Consider the following 17,075-nt stretch of genomic DNA (forward strand, 5'->3'; position numbering starts at 1 on the left):
GCCCGTCATAGGAGATCGCGTTTTCGGGCATACCAGGCATACCGGACAGCGACTTGCTCAGAGTTATCACCATTGCTTTGCCTCCCGCCTTGTTGATTGCGGCCAAGCCGTGCGACCCGTCGTCGAGCGATCCTGCCAGCACAATGCCGATGATGCGCATGCCCCCGAATTCCGCCAAAGAGTTGAAGAGCAGATCGACGGTTCGATTGCCGTGCATCCGATCGGGATCGAACGACACTGTGCCTGGACCTGTCGCGGTTTGATGCCGCTCCTTTGATAGCATTTACTGCAACAAAGGAGACTGACTATGGGACTGAAACGGACGGACGAATTCCGCAAGGACGCTGTGCGGATCGCGTTGACCAGTGGGCTGACGCGCAAGCAGGTGGCTGACGATCCGGGTGTCGGCATGTCGACACTGAACAAGTGGATCACGGCAAACCGAGAGACGGACGTGGTGTCGAAAGAGGATCTGAGCCTCATTCAAGAGAATGATCGGCTGCGCCGCGAGAACCGCATTCTCAAGGAGGAAAGGGAAATCTTAAAAAAGGCGACTGTGTTCTTCGCGAGCCAAAAGCCATGAGGTTTAGGTTCATCGAAGAGCACCAATCCGTATTTGCCATCGGTCGGATGTGTCGTGTTATGAATGTCAGCACGCGCGGTTTGCGGGCATTCCGCAATCGCACTGCCAGCAACAGACAGCGGTCTGATTTAGTCACCTTGGCGCACATCAAAGAACAGTCCCGCCTCAGCCTGGGCAGTTACGGTCGACCACGGATGACGGAGGAGCTGAAGGAAATTGGCTTGGACGTTGGGCATCGCCGCGTAGGCCGCTTGATGCGTCAGAACGGCATATCGGTCGTGCGAACGCGCAAACACAAGGTCACGACAGATAGCGACCACAAGTTTAACATCGCGCCAAACCTGTTGGATCGTGACTTCAAAGCTGATGCGCCAAATCAGAAGTGGGCTGGCTCCTCTCGGGACATTTCCTGCGGAAATACCCTGCCGGGCAATGGACATCAGCTATGTCTGGACCCGCGAAGGCTGGTTGTATCTGGCCGTGATCCTGGACCTGCACTCGCGTCGTGTCATCGGCTGGGCCGTGAGTAACCGGATGAAACGTGATCTGGCGATCCGGGCGCTGAACATGGCCATCGCATTCAGGACACCGCCCAAGGGCTGCATTCACCACACGGATCGCGGCAGCCAATACTGTTCTCACGATTATCAGAAGATCCTGCGCCAACATGGCTTCCAGGTCTCGATGAGCGGCAAGGGCAATTGTTATGACAATGCCGCCGTCGAGACGTTTTTCAAAACCATCAAGGCAGAGCTGATCTGGCGACGGTCATGGGAAACACGGCGGCAAGCCGAAATGGCAATCTTCGAATACATCAACGGCTTCTACAATCCGCGCCGCCGCCATTCAGCACTGGGCTGGAAAAGCCCAGTCGCTTTCGAGCGAAAGGTGGCCTAAACGAGCACCGCGGGCGGCACAAAAACGGGACAGGTCCATATAGATATCCAGTGTCCGATCACGGAAGCCCCATTTCCGTGGACCGTAGTACAAATCGTAGAACGGACCGTTTGACGTGCAGGTTGATCACGAGTCAGAGGCTGGTGGGGAGGACATGACGCGGTGACGGCTGTAGGAGAGGCCCCTCGCCCTCGTCGTCGAGGGTTCCCCATGATCACGTCGGGCACGCTTTTGGCGCCGGCGTTTTGCGACCAGCGCGTTCTTGCACCCGACCGGAACCGCTGCCCCGTCGCCAAACCCAAACGCCTCAAAAATCGGCATCGCCAAGAACGGAAATTTGCGTTCCCACGACGTCGACTTCGGTGTCGGATCGGCCGTACACCGTCACAAAGACCGTGCCGGTATCCGAAGTCGACTCGTCGGTCATGGTGTAGTCGAATCTGTCCACGGCCCTTTGTCCATCCTCGAGCGCATCCAGCGCCGGAGACGTCAGAGGGTCATAGATGATGACCCCGTCGGCGGTCCATTCGATCACGGCTCCCAGTTCGCTTTGCGCCGAGACGGCTTGGACCGACAGAGGGGCGCTGCCGGGATTGACATCGTTTGCCAGCAATTGCGTGGCCGCAATCGCCAGCGGCGCGTTTTCATTGGTAAAGAAGGGTGCTGTCGGTTGCCCGTCGGCATCGAAAATACGCGCCGCAATGGAGCGTTCGTATTCCGAGAGGAAAGGTGCGGCCAGATGGGTCCCATCGCTCCGGGCCCAGGCGATCATGAACCCGCCATTGGACAGGGCGATCACATCGGACCCCGCGTTCCAGAGATAGGGATTATTCACCTGGAACGTGTCCCCCAGTGGGGTGCCATCGAAATCGAACAGTCTGGCGCTGACGCGCTGGTCATCCGGTCCGCGCCCCTCTGTGGTCGTTGTCCAGGCGATAGCGATCTTGTCGTCGCCGAACGCAACAGCGCTTGGGCCACCATGTGACTCGGTCAGGTTCTGGCTGACGTCCAAGTCCGGGCTTGCAGCCACGCCGTTTTCCGTGAAAAGCTTCATCTTGATCTGCTTGGCGTAGTCCGGTTCGATCCCGGTTTCGTACCCCCAGACGATCGCGAAATTCCCTCCGTCCAGCGCGACAGGAACCCCGGACGCGTTTGGACCGCCATAGGGGACAAGACCTTCCGCCAGGAAAATCTCCTCCGACGCAGGGAGGCCGTCCGCATTGAACACTTGCGCGAGGATAACCCCGTACCAGCTGGTCCAGGTCACGACAAACTGGCCATTTTCGAGCGCCGTGACCGCTGGCAATAGCGGCTCTATGTCGTTGATCAAAAACGCGTCCGACACGGGTGTGCCATCGGACTCGAATATGCGCACTCCCATGCTTCCCTGACCGTTCTCCCACACAACGACGAACTGCCCCGTGGGCAGCGTGGCTACGGCGGGACGAAAAGAGTCTGAATCGGCGTCCTTGACACGGATGTCCGGCTCGACCGGCGCGCCATCCGCCGCAAAGATCTGCGCAGTGATGCCATAATCCCGGATAATCACACGTTCCTCGAATGCCGACACGATGACGAATCGATTCTCCGACAAGGGGGCCACGTCCGGCACCAGCAGCGGAAACGGTGACACAACCGGGAATTCCGCGACTGCCTCGCCGCCACCGGGGTTCAGAACGCTTGCCAGAACCCTGCCATAGGTCGCGACAACCTGGCCATTCGACAATTCGGCGATATTCGGATTGTAGCCATATTGGAAGACCGTCGCTTCACCGATCTGGAATTGCCCCAGACCGTCGTCATAGGCGATCAGCGTTTGCAGTTGATCCGTCTCTACCGCCACCGAGACTGTCGCAGTATCCAGAGCGGACCCGTCATATGCGGTATAGGTGAAACCGGTGCTGTCGCCGGCGGACACCTTTTCACCGCGGTTCTGGAAATCCACGACGCCGCCCGGAAAGACGCGGAACAGTCCGCCGCCGTCACCTTCGAACCAGATGCCGGGTTTGATCGCACGGCCATTGACGTACAGGATCGTCTCTGCGCCGGGATCGTTTTCAAGCAGATCGGTGTCATCGCTGACATCGCCAAGCCGGACCCAGGCCGTGCCGGCAGCGTCGAGTGTGCTCTGCTCTACCGAAAACCAGTCGTTCTGGGCGAAATCCGCATCCGGGTCGATCGTGAGCGTCACTATTGCGGTGTCCTGAGCGGACCCGTCGGAAGCCGTGTATGTAAAGCCGGTGCTGTCTCCGTCGGATACCTTTTCGCCCCGATTCCGGAAATCGACCACGCCGCCGGGAAAGACGCGAAACTGCCCCCCGCCGTCGCCGTCGAACCATGCGCCGGGCAGGATCGGACTCCCGTTGACATAAAGGATCGTGTCGGCTCCGGGATCGTTTTCCAGCAGGTCCGTGTGATTGTTCCCCTCACCGATCCGGAACCAGCTGGCGCCGTATCCGTCCAGCATGTCGGACGAGACGGTGATGGAATCGTCTTCAGCGAAACCCGGTCCCGCGGTGCGGGCCTCGGAGTACGTGATGTCGTTCAACTCCCGAAGAGCGGACTCCTTTCGCAAGGATCCGCTGGCGAGCGGTGAAACCGATGATGTAAAGAAATCCGACAAGGCCATGGTTTGACTCCTCCCCAAAGTCACCAATTCGCGTCTTGTCCAAACGGCATTCCCAGGAATGCGGGCAGTCGGAAAAACGTATCGAGATCAATTGCCGTGCAGGCTTTCAATTCAAAAAGACTGACCACCATCGACCAGACACATCATCCTGACAGGCACCCACCATGCCGACTAGGACCGTCAAAAAAAGACGTCCCAGCATAGACCCGACTGGCGTCGATCGACTTGATCTGTGTCAATCCGTTGCGAAAGCCGATGACGAGGGGGCAGGATGCCCCGACAGCACGGGGCACTCCAGGCGCGGGGCACATCTTAACGGTCTTTCAAGCTGCCCGCGCCACCGCGACGGTCACCATCCGCGTCATCGGCGGGGTCAGGCGGTCGGCTCATCGAAACGTGGAAGAGGCGGCACAACGCATCCGTGCTTGGGCTGGTCCCGCTCTGTTCCCGTGCCGATCAGGCGACGCGGTTTCCTTGACTCCAGACGCCGCGCAGAAGCGGCGTGTTGCCGACACGGGACACCCGGATGACGTCTCCACGTTGGCCGATTGCGAGGCTGCCGCGATCGGTCAGACCGGCGGCTTTTGCGGGGTTCCGGCTGACGCAGGATATGGCTGCGGACAGGTTGCCCCAGAGGTCGGCCAGTTGGAATGCCGACAGGAGCAGCGCCGCGGGGACGTAATCGGAGGAGATGATGTTGAGCATCCCGGCGTCGGCCAGTTCACGGGCTGCGACATTGCCGGAATGCGATCCGCCGCGCACGAGGTTCGGCGCGCCCATCATCACCGCGATGCCATGCGACCGGCAGGCGGCCGCAGCTTCGCGGGTGGTCGGGAATTCGGCAAAGCCCACGCCATTGGCGGCCGACGCATTCACCTGGTCGGCCGTGGTGTCATCGTGGCTGGCCAGGACTGCACCATAGCGGCGGGCTTCGGCGACGGCGCCTGCCTGGTGCTTGTCTCCGAACCTGGCCTGCAGGGTCTTGAGGTTGGCGACATGTTCGGCAAATTCGATATCGTTCAAGCCACGTTTTTTCATCACGTATGTCCTGAGCGCGGTCAGGTCCCTGAACTGTCGTTGACCGGGTGTGTGGTCCATGAGACTGACAATGCCGACACGGTCTTCGGGGCCGAAGGTCGCCATTTCTTCTAGCAGGGTTTCAGAGCAGATCTCGGCCCTCAGATGCAGGAAATGGCTGATCTTGAAATGCCCTGCCGCCCGTGTTTCCAGCAATTCATCCGCCAGTTTGCGGGCATATGGGCCGTAGCCTGTATTTGCGTTGTGGATCGATCCCACGCGCAAAGCGTCGAACACGGTCGTGATCCCGGTCGATGCCAGTTCGGCGTCATGGGCAAGCAGCGCCGGAAGATGCGGCCAATCGACCTCGGGGCGTGGTTCGATGTGACGCTCCAGGTTGTCGGTGTGCAACTCGACCAAGCCGGGCATGACGTAATCGCCCTGGCAGTCGACCGCGCCGACCGGCACGTCGTCGCCCTCTTGGATCCTGTCGATCTTTCCATCGGCGATGACGATCTGTCCGGTCATGACCTGTTCGGGCAACACCAGTTGGGCATTCGCCAGGTGCAGCACCTCGGCGGCGGTGCCGTCATGTGCCGCTGCCAAACGGTTGGAAATGAAGGGAGAATTCATGTCATTCACTCGCGTTGCGATCTGTTTCTTGACGCACCAGGGCGCGCCGGGCGGGTTAGGGGCGTCGGGAACCGGATGAGGTCGGGGGCCTGCCACGACTCGGTTCCGGACGATGTGCCCGGTCTTGATGACGGGATCATGACAGGGTGCGTTTCGGGCGCCGGAAACACTCGCCCAGAGGCGCTGGAGGCTTGGGCGGGCATCGTGAATCGGGCCATTGCTAGACCCTCGCAGGTTGAAGCGCGTCGAGCGCGCGCGCAACCGTGTCTTCGAGCGCACCATCATTCGCGATGGTCACCACGTTCAGCCCCGTGGGCAACGCCTTGTCGGCCTGTGCGAGCCGCGCGGCGATCTCGGGTGCCGTTTCGCGCGCTCGCCCGGCGAGCCTTCGGGCCAGCGTGTCAGGGGAGGCGGTGATGTTCAAAACGGTCAGGTTCGGGAAAACCGTGCTGGCCTGTTTAAGGGCGCTGCGAGAGAAATTGGCCAGGCAATCCGCGCCGGCTTGCACGTCCGTCAGAACATCCGCCGGGATGCCGTAGGATAGCCCATGCGCAGACCAATGGACACAGAATGCGCCGCTTTGGGCGGCTTTGGTAAAGCCGTCCAGAGCCACGGCGTCGTAATCTTCGCCCCCCAACCCCGGCGCGCGGGTGATGGTGCGGCGAACGAGGCGCATGTCCGGACGGGCCGCGATCATGCCGGTCATGATGCTGTCCTTGCCGACACCGGACGGGCCGACCACGGCGATGAGGCGACCGGGTTTCATGCCGCACGTGCCGGGGTAAAGCGGCTGACATCGATCTCGCGGTCGCAGACGCGGGTGCGCGCGGCCTCGTCGTGGAAGATGCCGACAATCGCGGCTCCGCGCGCCTTGGCGTCCTCGATCAGCGACAGGACCACGTCACGGTTGGCCGCATCGAGGCTGGCTGTGGGTTCATCCAGCAGCATCGCCGGGTACGGGTGGGCAAAGCCGCGTGCGATGTTCACGCGTTGCTGCTCGCCGCCGGAAAAGGTCGTGGGCGACAGCGACCACAGCCGCTCGGGGATGTTGAGTTGGGTAAGTAGCTCTTCGGCCCTTGAGCGGGCCTCACCGCTGCCCATACCCACGGCGCGGAGCGGTTCGGCCACCACGTCGAGCGTCGGCACACGCGGCACCACGCGCAGGAACTGGCTGACATAGCCCAGTACCTCGCGGCGGATCCGGATGATCTCGCGCGGTTCGGCCTGCACCAGGTCGGTGCCGCCCACCCGGATCGCCCCGGACTGCGCGCGGTAATTGCCGTAGATCATCCGCATCAGGGTGGATTTGCCGGCACCGGACGCGCCGGTCAGCGCCACGCATTCGCCGGGGCCGACGCTCAGGCCGACGTTGCTCAGCACCTCGATCACCGCGCTGCCCTGGTTGTGCAGGGTGAAGGTCTTGGATACGTTGGAAAGGTCGATCATGGTCTCACACCTGCAAAACAGAGCTGACAAGAAGTTGCGTATAGGCGTGCTGCGGGTCGTCCAGCACCTGATCGGTCAGCCCGGCTTCGACCACGTGCCCGTCCTTCATCACCATCAGCCGGTCGGCCAGAAGACGCACCACGGCAAGATCATGCGTGACGATGACCGCAGACAGTCCCATGTCGCGTACCAGCCCGCGCAACAGGTCGAGCAAGCGCGCCTGCACGCTGACGTCCAGACCGCCGGTGGGTTCGTCCATGAACACAAGGCGTGGTGCGGTGACGAGGTTGCGGGCAATCTGCAAGCGTTGCTGCATCCCGCCGGAAAAGGTGGTCGGACGGTCATCGACCCGGCCCGCGTCGATCTCGACCCGGTCGAGCCAATCCACCGCCTTGCCGCGGATGTCGCCGTAATGGCGCGCGCCCACTGCCATCAGCCGTTCGCCCACGTTGCCGCCCGCGCTCACCCCCATGCGCAATCCGTCACGGGCGTGTTGATGCACAAAGGCCCAGTCGGTCCGGCCCAGCATGCGGCGTTCGGGCTCGCTCATCGTGACCGTGTCGCGGGGGCCGTGGCCCCGTGTATCGAACACAACCGACCCCGCGTCGGGCACCGAGTGCCCCGCCATGCAATTGAGCAGCGTGGATTTCCCGGATCCGGATTCGCCGACGATGCCCATGACTTCGCCGGGATAAAGGTCAAAGCCCACATCCGCGCAGCCGATATGCGACCCGTAGTGTTTGGTTACGCCCTGAACAGACAAAAGCGGGGTCATGCCGCGTCCTTTCCGCGATAACCGGCTGCCTGCCGGCCCTCGCAATAATCGGTGTCGGAACAGACGAACATGCGCCCGCCCGCATCATCGACGATCACCTCATCGAGGTAGCTGTCCGCGGCCCCGCACAGGCCGCAGGGATGATCGGCCTTGGTGGCCTCGAACGGGTGATCCTCGAAATCGAGGCTGACCACCCGCGTGTAGGGTGGCAGGGCATAGATGCGCTGTTCGCGGCCCGCGCCGAAGAGCTGGATCGCGGGGCAATCGCCCAGCTTGGGATTGTCGAATTTCGGGATCGGGGACGGGTCCATCACGTAGCGCGCCTCGACCTTGACCGGGTAGGCATAGGAGGTGGCGATATGGCCGTGGCGGCTGATGTCTTCGTAAAGCTTCACATGCATCAGCCCGTATTCTTCAAGGCTGTGCATCTTGCGGGTCTCGCTTTCGCGCGGTTCGAGAAAGCGCAGCGGCTCCGGGATCGGCACCTGGTAGACAAGGATTTGGCCCTCAGCCAGCGGCACCTCGGGGATGCGGTGGCGGGTCTGGATCACCGTCGCTTCGGTCGTGGCGGTGGTCGTGGCGACGCCTGCGGTGCGTTCAAAGAAGGTGCGGATCGACACGGCGTTGGTCGTGTCGTCGGCGCCCTGGTCGATCACCTTGAACCGGTCATCCGGTGTCAGCACGGCGGCCGAGACCTGTACGCCGCCGGTGCCCCAACCGTACGGCATCGGCATTTCGCGGCTGGCAAACGGCACCTGGTAGCCGGGGATCGCCAGCCCCTTGAGGATCGCGCGGCGGATCATGCGCTTTGTTTGCTCGTCCAGATAGGCGAAATTGTAATCGGTGGAGGGTGTCACAAGACTGTCTCACTGCTGTGGTTAATGCGACCCAAAGAGTGGCTGTCCGCAAACCAGGGGGTCCTATGGTCGCGTTGATGATTGAAGTGGTTATGGGGCTCGGGCTCACGCTTTTGGGGTGGTTGATCCTTGAACCTGTGCTGTTCCGCCTGCTGCCTCGGCTCGAGCGGCTGGTCCCCAGAGACCTGATCGGTCCGGATGGCTGGCTTGCCGACACGTCGAACCAGAGCGGCATTTTCGACCTGCCCCTGAAACGTCGTCGCGGTTGAGATCGGTGCGGCCAAGGTCATAGCACCCCCCGTTCGGTCAAGGCGGCTTCCAGCGCGCCGGATGACGTGAAATGGATGCCATCCATCCCGACCGCGCGCGCGCCGTCCACGTTGCGCATCGCGTCATCGATGAAGATGCAGGAGTCCGGCGCAACCCCGGCGCGGTCGCACAGAACGTGGAAGATACGCGGATCGGGTTTGATCATGCCCTCGCGGCCCGACACGACCAGCGTGTCGAACACCTCGTCCAGCCGCGGATGCGCCTTGAGCCCTTCGGGCCATGTTTCCGCCGACCAGTTGGTGATCGCATGCACCGGCGTGCCCTGCGCCTTGAGCCGGTCGAGGATGGCCCATGTGCCGGGGATCGGATCGACGACGGTGAGCGAATACAGCGCCACATATTCCGCGAAATGCGCGCGATCCTGCGGATCGTCGATGTGCAGCGCCAGGTCGGCAAAGCGTTCCCCGCCATCCGCGCGGGTGTTGAGCGCGAGGAAATCGGTGCGGTCCAGAAAGGCATGTGCGGCCTCGGCCGAGCCAAGCTGTTCCTGCCACGCCAAATGTGGCTGCCAGTCCACCAGAACCCCCCCAATGTCGAAGACGACGTGTTTCGTGGTCATGCTGTGGTCCTTTCCATCGGGGTGACCGCTCCGGGCATCGCCATAACAAGACCGCATTTCCCGGGCAGGGTCTCATCAAGGTGTTTGTGCGAGGTGCGATGGACTGGACGCTTATCCTGATCGTGCTGGGTTTCGTCGCTTTTCTTGGCGGGCGGGCATTTGTCGGCATCTGCTTTGAAGGCAGCTGGCTGAATTCGGTCTTCGACAGCGCCGATGATCTTGGCGGCGGCGAAGGTGACGATGGCTGCGGCGGGGATGGCGGCGGCGACTGAGGTCATTCCGCCGCCTCCTGATGCTGTCCCTGGGACGCCTCGACGTCGCGGCGCAGTTTGCGCACAAGCTCGAGTTCGGACTGGAAGTCCACGTAATGCGGCAGCTTGATATGTTCGAGGAACCCGGTCGCCTGAATGTTGTCGGCGTGGTACAGGACGAATTCCGCGTCCTGCGCGGGCGCGCCCACGTTGTCCTCGCCCAGTTCCTCCCACCGCAGCGCGCGGTCGACCAGCGCCATCGAGATCGCCTTGCGTTCGGTCTGGCCAAAGACCAGGCCATAACCGCGTGTGAATTGCGGTGGTTCGGTCTTGGAGCCTTTGAACTGGTTGACGGTCTCGCATTCCGTCAGGGTGATCTCGCCAATCTCGATGGCAAAGCCCAGCTCGGGGATCTCCATCTCGACCGGCACGGTGCCGATGCGCAATTCGCCGACAAAGGCGTGATTGCGCCCGTAGCCGCGCTGGGTGGAATAGGCCATCGACAGGGTAAAGCCTTCGTCGGCGCGGGTCAGGGCTTGTAGTCGCAGCGCGCGGTCGGCGGGCATTTCCAGCGGTTCGCGTGTGAGATCTGGCGGCGGCGTGTCGTCGGGCTGTGCCTCTTCGATCAGGCCTTCGCGGTTCAGGAACCCGGTCACATGCGGCACCGGGGCGAGATCGGCCTCGCGCATGGGCGCTTGAGGCACCTCGCCATCAGCGGCGAGTTTGAAATCCAGAAGGCGGTGCGTGTAATCAAAAGTGGGGCCAAGCACCTGCCCGCCGGGCAGATCCTTGAACGTGGCCGAGATGCGCCGGTCGCAGGCCATGTCGCCCGTATCCACGGGGTCAGAGGCGCCAAAGCGGGGCAGGGTGGTGCGATAGGCGCGGATCAGGAAGATCGCCTCGATCAGGTCGCCCCGCGCCTGCTTGATCGCCAGTGCTGCCAGATCGGGATCGTAGAGCGAGCCTTCGGCCATCACGCGATTGACGGCAAGGGCAAGCTGTTCGCGGATCTGCGCAATGGACAGTTCCGCCACCGCAGTGTCGCCACGGCGTTCCTCGGCGAGCCACGCATGGGCGTTCTGGATGGCGCGTTCACCGCCTTTGACCGCAACATACATATCAAAGAACCTTCGTACTGCGGGGCAGCGCCGCGATGCGGTCGCCGCTGGTGAAGAAGAAATCCAGCCCCAGCGGGAACAGCAGGGCGTTGTCCTGAAAGGCCTGTGTCTCGGGCAGGTTGAGCGCGGCGGTGTCGCGGATGCCGGGGCCGGTCAGGGTGGCTCCCTCTGTCGTGAGGTCCGCAGATTCGACGATCAACGTGGCAGAGCGATCCGGATATTCGGACGTGCCGATGGGGTAGATGGTCAGGGGTCCAAGCGCGTCCCATGTGCCAAGCGCGAACATGCAGGTCGCAGGGCCGGTCAGCGGTGCGCCGGTATGGAACGCGACCCACGCGCGCACGGCGTCGCAATCGGTGTTGCCCGCAAGATACAGCGGGGTTTCCGTGTCACACAGTGTCAAAAGTGCAACGCCTGCGGCAACCGACAGCGGCGCAGGAGGTGTTGCGCCTGACAGCGTGTGGATCGTGCCGGGGCGAGCCATCGCCTCCATCACGCCGCGAAACGCGTGTGCGGCATCGATGGCGGGGCTTGTGAATCCGCCCTCAAGCGTTTGCGCCTGCATCAGTCTTCCCCCCGGACCATTGTAAAGAAATCCACCTTGGTGGCGGCGGCCTTTTGTGCGCGCGTGGTGCGGCGTGCGGTCTGTTCCTGCTCCAGAGGCTCCAGCACCTTGGTGCGCAAGGTGGCGGCGGCATCGGTGAACATCAGCGCATCGACCAATGCCGCCGCTTCGGCGTCAGGTTTGCTGCGGCCCTGGATATAGGCATGTCCGACCTCGCCGTTGGTCAGCGTGAGCGCGCAGCGCGTGACGGTCATTTCACCAAGGTTGAACGGCGCGCCGGTGCAGCCCGCACGACCGCGCACCATGACGCTGCCGATCTCGGGCGCGCGCAGCCACGTGAAATCGGGGCGCGTCAGGGCGGCATCCAGAAGGGTGGCGATGCGCCCCTCGGGGGCCTTGGCCATCAGGCTCATCCAGGCCTTGCGATCCGGGGTCTGGTCGGTGGTGTCTTTCATCTCGACAACTTTGCGATTTTCTATACAACTAGACATATCATAGCAGGTTCGCCGGAACGAGACAGGGGAGATTTGTGAAATTTGAGTGACATGGCCCCGATTAAACGCAAGCGCACTCCGGTCTGGCAGGCCATCGCCACGGCCCTTCGGGCGGATATTTCCGAAGGGCGGTACCAACCCGGAGACCAGTTGCCGACCGAGGCGCAGCTTTCGGCGCGGTTCGGGGTCAACCGTCACACGGTGCGCCATGCGCTGTCGCATCTGGTGGAGGGCGGGCTGGTGCGGACCCGGCGGGGGGCGGGGGCCTTTGTGGCAGCCACGCCGACCGATTATCCCATCGGGGCGCGGGTGCGGTTCCACGAAAACCTGCTTGCCGCCGGGCGCAGGCCCGACAAGCGCATCCTCGATGTCGAGTGCCGGGCGGCCACCGCGGGCGAGGCGCGGGCGCTGCAGGTGGATCATGCTGCGCCGGTCTGCGCCTATCACGGGCTGTCGCTGGCCGATGACGCGCCGATTGCGCTGTTCGAAAGCGTCTTTCCGCTGGACCGTGTGGCGGGGATCGACCGACACCTGACCGAGACCAGCAGCGTGACCGAGGCCTTGGCCCGCGCCGGAGTGGCCGACTATACCCGCGCGAGCACCCGGCTGACGGCGGTTCTGGCGGACGTCACGCAGGCCCTGCACCTGCACCTGCGCGAAGGCGATCCGCTGTTGCGGTCGACCAGCGTCAATGTCGATGCGGCAGGCCAGCCGGTGGAATACGGGCGAACCTGGTTCGCCGGGGACCGGGTTACGTTGACGTTGGAGATTTGAGGTCATTCAAGGGTTGGCTTTGCCCGCTCTGGTACGCGTTGGGCAGCGCCTGAGAGCACGCCTTTCAGCGGTGCGCTTCGGTTGACCGAAGCCTGCTTAACGTGACGGGCGTGATCCCCAAGTAGGACGCAATCAACGAGTGAGTGAAAATATCTTCGTAGCCGGGGTAGGTTTCGCGGAACCATCGCAGCCGATCCGCGCCTCCGAGTGCGGCAAGACACCATTCGCGATCGACCTTTCGGCTCAACGTGTCGCGCAGAATGCCGTTGGCCCAATTGCGCACAGGTTCGGATTCGATCATGCGGTGTGATAGAAGATCCGTGTCGGTCCTGAAGAGTAGGGCGTCCGTTACTGCCGCAATCGACACAAGCGATGCATTGTTCCGTGTGCGAGCGATGTTCGGCGTGACGACACAGGGACCGACGTAAAACCCAACGCAGATTTCCTTGCCATCGTGATCGCAAATACTGCTTGTCAGACACCCTTCCAACAGAATGTACTCAGACGTCTCGGAGTTCTCTTGCCGGGCAAGATGTGCGCCCTTCCTCAAGCGTTTGGACGTCCAGCAAGACGCGAAATCGTCAGCACAGGCGGGGTCGGACAGGTCAGCTGACTGCGCCAGAAACGTCCGTAAATCCATGTGTGTGTGCCTTATCAAATGATAATGCCGGGCGTTCCGCCGTCTCGCATGTGTGACATGGTTCAAGGAGTTTGCAAAATGATGAATAATTTTTGGTTACGGCATGTCGGAAAAATCGCGATTTGCTCTGGGATGATCGGTGCATCGGTTTATTGGCTTATGATCAATGTGACACTCGCCCAGATCCAAGCGATTTCAGGCCAAGTGCCGTTTGACATGCGCCCGCTTGGGTATAGCCCTGCCGAGGCAGCAGCATTGCTTGATGGGCTAACTGCAGATGGGCGCGCATACTATCTTACGCACCAAATCCCCTTGGACACGATCTACCCAGCGATGCTTGCGCTTACTTTAGTCGCAATGATCCGTTGGTTTGGACAACGCATGAATGACAGCACACTTGTGCGCTTGGGTACTGCTGTCTCTATGGGGGCTGCGGCGTTCGATTATACTGAAAACCTTGGTGTTGCGGCCATGATTTTGACGTGGCCAGAGCCTGCCGACTTTTTGGTTAATGCGGCGAGCATAGCCACCATTGCCAAATCAATTCTCACAACCGTCGCGGTGACGCTCGTTCTCGTCACAGCGTCCAAGTGGGCGTTCGGATATTTGAAGCAGGTCTTCTGTGGAGTGCGGGGGAAGGCCACATAGGTCGGCCTTCTGGGCGAACCTCACCCCCCGAACCGTTCCAGAAATTCCTCGGCCGTCAGCGACCGAAAGTCGTCCAGCGCCATGCGCAGCGCATCGTGAGGCCAGTCCCACCACGCAAGCTCGATCAGCCTTTCGACGATTTCAGGTGGCTGACGGTCCCGTATCGGGCGGGCTGGGGTTCCGGCGACGATGGTGTAGGGGGCGACATCCTTGGTGACGACGGAGCCGCTGGCCACAACCGCCCCGTGGCCCAAGGTGACCTCGGGCTTGATCATCGCACCGTGGCCGATCCATGTGTCATGACCGATCACCGCCCGGCGGGTCTTGCGGTGGTTGAGGAAATCCTCGTCCGGGCGGGCGTCGTCCCAGTAATCCTGCGACCGGTAGAGGAAATGGTGACAGGCCGCCGTATCGAGCGGGTGGTCGGTTGCACCGATGCGCACGAAGCTGGCGATATTGACGAACTTGCCGACATCTGCATTTGCGATGTCGCCGTAGCGGTCGCAATAGCTGTAATCGCCGATATGGCTGTTGGCGACGCGACTGCCCATGCCGATCTCGGTATAGGCGCCGAACGTGCTGTTGGTCAGGGTGCACCCCTCGTGAACGAAGGGTGCGTCATGTTTCAGGCGGGCCATGTCAGTCCTTGCGGCCGATCAGCTTGCCGCGCAGCCAGCCGGAGAAGCTGTCCATCGCCATCACCATCACCACGATCAGGACGATGTAATAGGCGACCTCTTCCCAGTCTTTTTGCGTCTGGATCGCCTGGGTCAGCATCAGGCCGATGCCACCGCCGGTGATCGCGCCGATGATGGTGGCGGACCGGGTGTTGGATTCCAGGAAATAGAGGATCTGGCTGAGCAGGATCGGCACGATCTGGGGGATCACGCCGAAGCGGTAGCGTTGCAGCGGCTTGGCCCCGGTCGAGGCGACGCCCTCGATCTGCTTTTCATCGACGTTTTCCAGCGCTTCCGAGAAGATCTTGCCGAATGTGCCGCTGTCGGTGATGAGGATCGCCAGCGCGCCGGTCATCGGGCCGGGGCCAAAGGCACGGGCGAGGACAACCGTCCAGATCAGGGCATCCACGCCGCGCACGAAGTCGAAGATGCGCCGCATGCCGAAGCGCAGCGCGCCGAAGGGCGAGAACCGTTTGGCCGCGACAAAGGCCAGCGGAAGCGCGATCATCGCCGCCCCGAAGGTGCCAAGGAAGGCCATCAGGATGGTCTCGCCGATGGCCCAGGCCACGTCCTTGTGCCGCCACATGCCGTTGTTCCAGAAATCCGACATGGCGCCCGAGATGTTGGGGCGGTCCGGGTCGATGCGGTCGCCGAGGGCGATCTCGGTAAAGCTGCGGTTGTGGTAGGGGCTGTCGAGGGTGAACCAGAACAGCTCCCATCCGGGGAAATAGCGGAACACCTCGGTGCGGGTGCGGGTCATCGTCAGGCGGCCCGCGTCGGTGGTGACGGTCATGCGCTGGTCAGACAGGTTGATCCAGTCGGGGACCGGGTCGGACAGGTTGGTGTTCAGGCTGCCATCAACAAGCTGCGCCTCGATGGTGCCGAAGCCGGGCACGTCATAGGCCACGGCGTTGTCCGGCAGAAAGCGCACCACGTGACCGTCTTCGAGGTCGATCACCAGTTCGCTGTCTTCATCACCAGAAACCCAGGCGGGGCGCGTGCCGTCTTCGTAGGCGCCCTTGCGTTCGCCTTCGATGGCATATGTGGTGCCACCGCGGCGGTTGTCGCGGGTCACGTGGGTCTTGTAGGACCAGCTGTCCGAGGCAAGGATCACCGCGTTTTCGCCGCTTGCGCGTTGCGCCAGGCCGACCACGTCGAACGCAATCGCGATATAGGCGAGATAGGCGATGATGACCGCAGGAACGGCAAAAGCGGTCAGGCGCTTGCGCTGGAACAGCGCGTCGGCCGAGGTCTTGGCGGACCCAAGGGATGCGGTTGCGTCGGTCATGGTCACTGTCCCTCGGTCAGTTTGTTGCGGTAGCGGCTCGAGATCTGGTCGAAGAACACGATGGCGCCGAACAGCAGGACAAAGATCGCTGCCGCCTCGTCAAAGCGCCCCGGCCCCCACGCCATCGCGTTGCGCAGCTCGAACCCAAGGCCACCCGCGCCGACGAAGCCGAGAATGGCCGAGGCACGGATATTGATTTCAAAGCGCAGCAGCGTGTAGCTCAGGAAGTTCGGAGCGACCTGCGGCAGCACGCCCAGCCACATGCGCTGTGTCCAGTTGGCGCCCGTCGAGGCCAGACCCTCGACCGGCTTGAGATCGGCGTTTTCCGCCACCTCGGAATACAGCTTGCCAAGCGCGCCCGCCGTGTGCAGCGCGATGGCGATCATCGCGGGCACCGGCCCGCCGCCCAGAATGAAGATCAGCACCAGCGCGATCACGATTTCCGGCACGGCACGCAGGATGTCCATGAAGCGGCGGAACACCGTGATCAGGCGCGGCCAGCGCGCCAGCCCGCGTGTCGACAGCAGCGACAGGATCAGGCCGACCATCGCTCCGATCAGGGTCGAGACGGCGGCAATGTTGATCGTTTCCATCAGCGCTGGAAAATACCTGACCAGCAGACCGGGCAGATTGGCCCGCTTTTCCCATGCTTCGGACACGACATCCGCCGGGAAATCCAGCATCTGCCGCCAACCGTCCCAGAAGCCGCCGGCGTTGCGATCATCGGCCACCACGAAGCCCGACACCATCAGCAGAACGAAGATCGCCAGCGTCAGCCCGCCATACATCCGGCGGCGGCGCACCTGCGCCATGTAGCTGTCCTGAATGCGGTCGACCTCGCGGCGGGTCGGTCCTGAAAGCGTGGCATCGGTCATGGGTCACTCCAAAAAAGAC

Annotated in this window: 19 protein-coding genes and 1 pseudogene; 5 read left to right on the top strand and 15 right to left on the bottom strand. The window is 62.3% G+C overall.

Translation table 11 applies throughout. The features are described from left to right. Nucleotides 1–238, bottom strand: a 238-nt coding sequence (locus LCF60_RS16000; protein ID WP_292293111.1) for a chemotaxis protein CheB, incomplete at its 3' end; no start/stop codon positions are given. Nucleotides 239–307: 69 nt separating this feature from the next. Between LCF60_RS16000 and LCF60_RS16005 the strand changes: the two are divergent. Further along, nucleotides 308–1,480: pseudogene (locus LCF60_RS16005) on the top strand (IS3 family transposase). Between the two features lie 307 nt (nucleotides 1,481–1,787). Here LCF60_RS16005 and LCF60_RS16010 read toward each other — a convergent pair. The 6 genes from LCF60_RS16010 to LCF60_RS16035 form a co-directional block, all read right to left on the bottom strand. Continuing rightward, a complete protein-coding gene (locus tag LCF60_RS16010; RefSeq protein ID WP_292293112.1) occupies nucleotides 1,788–4,028 on the bottom strand; it encodes an Ig-like domain-containing protein in 2,241 nt (746 codons plus the stop codon). Nucleotides 4,029–4,565: 537 nt separating this feature from the next. Next, nucleotides 4,566–5,759 carry an alpha-D-ribose 1-methylphosphonate 5-triphosphate diphosphatase gene (locus tag LCF60_RS16015; protein ID WP_292293113.1) on the bottom strand — a complete coding sequence of 398 codons (1,194 nt, stop codon included), beginning with the start codon at nucleotides 5,757–5,759 and terminating at the stop codon, nucleotides 4,566–4,568. 220 nt (nucleotides 5,760–5,979) lie between these two features. Beyond that, entirely contained in the window at nucleotides 5,980–6,525 is a 546-nt protein-coding gene (gene phnN / locus LCF60_RS16020; RefSeq protein ID WP_292293115.1) for a phosphonate metabolism protein/1,5-bisphosphokinase (PRPP-forming) PhnN, read from the bottom strand. Further along, on the bottom strand, nucleotides 6,522–7,205 hold the full coding sequence (gene phnL, locus LCF60_RS16025) for a phosphonate C-P lyase system protein PhnL (RefSeq protein ID WP_292293116.1): 684 nt from the start codon (nucleotides 7,203–7,205) through the stop codon (nucleotides 6,522–6,524). Before phnL ends, phnN begins: the two co-directional genes overlap by 4 nt. Before the next feature lie 4 nt (nucleotides 7,206–7,209). Next, on the bottom strand, nucleotides 7,210–7,980 hold the full coding sequence (phnK, locus tag LCF60_RS16030; RefSeq protein WP_292293117.1) for a phosphonate C-P lyase system protein PhnK: 771 nt from the start codon (nucleotides 7,978–7,980) through the stop codon (nucleotides 7,210–7,212). Then, nucleotides 7,977–8,783: an alpha-D-ribose 1-methylphosphonate 5-phosphate C-P-lyase PhnJ gene (locus LCF60_RS16035; RefSeq protein ID WP_292293179.1), complete on the bottom strand. Its 807-nt coding sequence runs from the start codon at nucleotides 8,781–8,783 to the stop codon at nucleotides 7,977–7,979. The genes phnK and LCF60_RS16035 overlap by 4 nt, the downstream gene beginning before the upstream one ends. 131 nt (nucleotides 8,784–8,914) lie before the next feature. Here LCF60_RS16035 and LCF60_RS16040 point away from each other — a divergent pair, with 131 nt between their 5' ends. Then, nucleotides 8,915–9,106, top strand: coding sequence for a hypothetical protein (locus LCF60_RS16040; protein WP_292293118.1), 192 nt, complete (start codon nucleotides 8,915–8,917; stop codon nucleotides 9,104–9,106). Nucleotides 9,107–9,123: 17 nt separating this feature from the next. Here LCF60_RS16040 and LCF60_RS16045 read toward each other — a convergent pair whose 3' ends face one another. Then, complete coding sequence (locus LCF60_RS16045; RefSeq protein WP_292293119.1) at nucleotides 9,124–9,726, bottom strand: HAD family phosphatase; 603 nt, start codon at nucleotides 9,724–9,726, stop codon at nucleotides 9,124–9,126. A 98-nt stretch (nucleotides 9,727–9,824) separates the two neighbouring features. Here LCF60_RS16045 and LCF60_RS16050 point away from each other — a divergent pair, with 98 nt between their 5' ends. Then, on the top strand, nucleotides 9,825–9,998 hold the full coding sequence (locus LCF60_RS16050) for a hypothetical protein (RefSeq protein WP_292293120.1): 174 nt from the start codon (nucleotides 9,825–9,827) through the stop codon (nucleotides 9,996–9,998). A gap of 2 nt (nucleotides 9,999–10,000) precedes the next feature. On the opposite strand, the gene LCF60_RS16055 is transcribed toward LCF60_RS16050, so the two are convergent. Genes LCF60_RS16055 through phnG form a run of 3 tightly spaced genes read right to left on the bottom strand, consistent with a single transcriptional unit; the run spans nucleotide 10,001 to nucleotide 12,115 of the window. Beyond that, complete coding sequence (locus LCF60_RS16055) at nucleotides 10,001–11,095, bottom strand: carbon-phosphorus lyase complex subunit PhnI (protein ID WP_292293121.1); 1,095 nt, start codon at nucleotides 11,093–11,095, stop codon at nucleotides 10,001–10,003. A 1-nt stretch (nucleotide 11,096) separates the two neighbouring features. After that, on the bottom strand, nucleotides 11,097–11,660 hold the full coding sequence (phnH, locus tag LCF60_RS16060) for a phosphonate C-P lyase system protein PhnH (RefSeq protein WP_292293122.1): 564 nt from the start codon (nucleotides 11,658–11,660) through the stop codon (nucleotides 11,097–11,099). Next, nucleotides 11,660–12,115, bottom strand: a complete 456-nt coding sequence (phnG, locus tag LCF60_RS16065; protein WP_292293123.1) for a phosphonate C-P lyase system protein PhnG — start codon at nucleotides 12,113–12,115, stop codon at nucleotides 11,660–11,662. Before phnG ends, phnH begins: the two co-directional genes overlap by 1 nt. Before the next feature lie 90 nt (nucleotides 12,116–12,205). Between phnG and phnF the strand changes: the two genes are divergently transcribed. Then, nucleotides 12,206–12,928, top strand: a complete 723-nt coding sequence (phnF, locus tag LCF60_RS16070; RefSeq protein WP_292293124.1) for a phosphonate metabolism transcriptional regulator PhnF — start codon at nucleotides 12,206–12,208, stop codon at nucleotides 12,926–12,928. Between the two features lie 64 nt (nucleotides 12,929–12,992). Here phnF and LCF60_RS16075 read toward each other — a convergent pair whose 3' ends face one another. Beyond that, complete coding sequence (locus LCF60_RS16075; RefSeq protein ID WP_292293125.1) at nucleotides 12,993–13,568, bottom strand: Crp/Fnr family transcriptional regulator; 576 nt, start codon at nucleotides 13,566–13,568, stop codon at nucleotides 12,993–12,995. Nucleotides 13,569–13,646: 78 nt separating this feature from the next. Between LCF60_RS16075 and LCF60_RS16080 the strand changes: the two genes are divergently transcribed. Continuing rightward, nucleotides 13,647–14,216, top strand: coding sequence for a hypothetical protein (locus LCF60_RS16080; RefSeq protein ID WP_292293127.1), 570 nt, complete (start codon nucleotides 13,647–13,649; stop codon nucleotides 14,214–14,216). Between the two features lie 20 nt (nucleotides 14,217–14,236). Here LCF60_RS16080 and LCF60_RS16085 read toward each other — a convergent pair whose 3' ends face one another. From LCF60_RS16085 to phnE (LCF60_RS16095), 3 genes are read right to left on the bottom strand one after another with little or no spacing between them, the layout of a single operon-like run. Then, a complete protein-coding gene (locus LCF60_RS16085) occupies nucleotides 14,237–14,854 on the bottom strand; it encodes a chloramphenicol acetyltransferase (protein ID WP_292293128.1) in 618 nt (205 codons plus the stop codon). 1 nt (nucleotide 14,855) lies between these two features. Beyond that, entirely contained in the window at nucleotides 14,856–16,181 is a 1,326-nt protein-coding gene (gene phnE / locus LCF60_RS16090; protein ID WP_292293129.1) for a phosphonate ABC transporter, permease protein PhnE, read from the bottom strand. Between the two features lie 2 nt (nucleotides 16,182–16,183). Next, complete coding sequence (phnE, locus tag LCF60_RS16095) at nucleotides 16,184–17,056, bottom strand: phosphonate ABC transporter, permease protein PhnE (protein WP_292293130.1); 873 nt, start codon at nucleotides 17,054–17,056, stop codon at nucleotides 16,184–16,186. Nucleotides 17,057–17,075: the final 19 nt, after the last annotated feature.

Source organism: Marivita sp. (assembly GCF_020055635.1).
Taxonomy (GTDB): domain Bacteria; phylum Pseudomonadota; class Alphaproteobacteria; order Rhodobacterales; family Rhodobacteraceae; genus Marivita.

Coding starts and splice junctions, on each gene's coding strand:
- LCF60_RS16015 (WP_292293113.1), bottom strand. CDS start 5,759: ATGAATTCTCCCTTCATTTCCAACCGTTTGGCAGCGGCACATGACGGC.
- phnN (WP_292293115.1), bottom strand. CDS start 6,525: ATGAAACCCGGTCGCCTCATCGCCGTGGTCGGCCCGTCCGGTGTCGGC.
- phnL (WP_292293116.1), bottom strand. CDS start 7,205: ATGATCGACCTTTCCAACGTATCCAAGACCTTCACCCTGCACAACCAG.
- phnK (WP_292293117.1), bottom strand. CDS start 7,980: ATGACCCCGCTTTTGTCTGTTCAGGGCGTAACCAAACACTACGGGTCG.
- LCF60_RS16035 (WP_292293179.1), bottom strand. CDS start 8,783: ATGATCCGCCGCGCGATCCTCAAGGGGCTGGCGATCCCCGGCTACCAG.
- LCF60_RS16040 (WP_292293118.1), top strand. CDS start 8,915: ATGATTGAAGTGGTTATGGGGCTCGGGCTCACGCTTTTGGGGTGGTTG.
- LCF60_RS16045 (WP_292293119.1), bottom strand. CDS start 9,726: ATGACCACGAAACACGTCGTCTTCGACATTGGGGGGGTTCTGGTGGAC.
- LCF60_RS16050 (WP_292293120.1), top strand. CDS start 9,825: ATGGACTGGACGCTTATCCTGATCGTGCTGGGTTTCGTCGCTTTTCTT.
- LCF60_RS16055 (WP_292293121.1), bottom strand. CDS start 11,095: ATGTATGTTGCGGTCAAAGGCGGTGAACGCGCCATCCAGAACGCCCAT.
- phnH (WP_292293122.1), bottom strand. CDS start 11,660: ATGCAGGCGCAAACGCTTGAGGGCGGATTCACAAGCCCCGCCATCGAT.
- phnG (WP_292293123.1), bottom strand. CDS start 12,115: ATGAAAGACACCACCGACCAGACCCCGGATCGCAAGGCCTGGATGAGC.
- phnF (WP_292293124.1), top strand. CDS start 12,206: ATGGCCCCGATTAAACGCAAGCGCACTCCGGTCTGGCAGGCCATCGCC.
- LCF60_RS16075 (WP_292293125.1), bottom strand. CDS start 13,568: ATGGATTTACGGACGTTTCTGGCGCAGTCAGCTGACCTGTCCGACCCC.
- LCF60_RS16080 (WP_292293127.1), top strand. CDS start 13,647: ATGATGAATAATTTTTGGTTACGGCATGTCGGAAAAATCGCGATTTGC.
- LCF60_RS16085 (WP_292293128.1), bottom strand. CDS start 14,854: ATGGCCCGCCTGAAACATGACGCACCCTTCGTTCACGAGGGGTGCACC.
- phnE (WP_292293129.1), bottom strand. CDS start 16,181: ATGACCGACGCAACCGCATCCCTTGGGTCCGCCAAGACCTCGGCCGAC.
- phnE (WP_292293130.1), bottom strand. CDS start 17,056: ATGACCGATGCCACGCTTTCAGGACCGACCCGCCGCGAGGTCGACCGC.